The sequence below is a fragment of the Vibrio sp. 2130-1 genome (assembly GCF_033339515.1).
Genome location: NZ_JAWOUT010000352.1, coordinates 1 through 657, shown reverse-complemented (window position 1 = coordinate 657; position 657 = coordinate 1). Strand labels below are relative to the sequence as shown.

General features: G+C 49.0%; 1 protein-coding gene. It reads left to right on the top strand.

Features of this window, described 5'->3' with window-relative positions; genetic code table 11:
* Positions 1–657 (top strand): efflux RND transporter permease subunit (locus R7Q09_RS26165; RefSeq protein WP_318143946.1); only part of this gene is annotated, 657 nt, incomplete at both ends.

Sequence of the window (657 nt, the reverse complement as noted above, 5' to 3'; positions counted from 1 at the left end):
ATTCTCTGAACGATGTTCTCGAATTGCCTCTCAAAGTGAATGGCAAAGAAGTGATCACTTTTGGTGATGTGGCCACAGTTCGCCGAGCGTTTCGTGATCCGGAAAGCTTTGCCCGCTTGGATGGTGAGCCTGCCATTGTGCTTGACGTGAAAAAGCGTGCTGGCGAGAACATTATTGAAACTGTCGCGTTAGTTAAAGAGGTGATTGCTCAAGGGCAACTGCGTGCAGAGTGGCCAAGTAATTTGCAGGTTAAATACACTTGGGATCAGTCGGATGATGTCAAGTTAATGCTTAGTGATCTGCAAAACAACATTCTCTCGGCAATCATTTTGGTAGTCATCGTTATTATCGCGATCTTGGGGGTAAGAACGGCATTGTTGGTTGGGATCTCTATTCCAGGATCTTTCTTAACGGGGCTGTTAGTTCTCTCTGTTTTTGGTCTTACCGTAAACATCGTGGTGCTGTTTGCCTTAATCATGGCGGTCGGCATGCTGGTGGATGGTGCAATCGTCGTCACTGAGTTTGCCGATCGGAGAATGCAAGAAGGCACGCCGCGTAAAGAGGCATACCGAGATGCAGCCAAACGCATGGCATGGCCGATCACCGCCTCTACCGCAACTACGTTGGCGGCATTTGCTCCGCTTCTTTTTTGGCCGG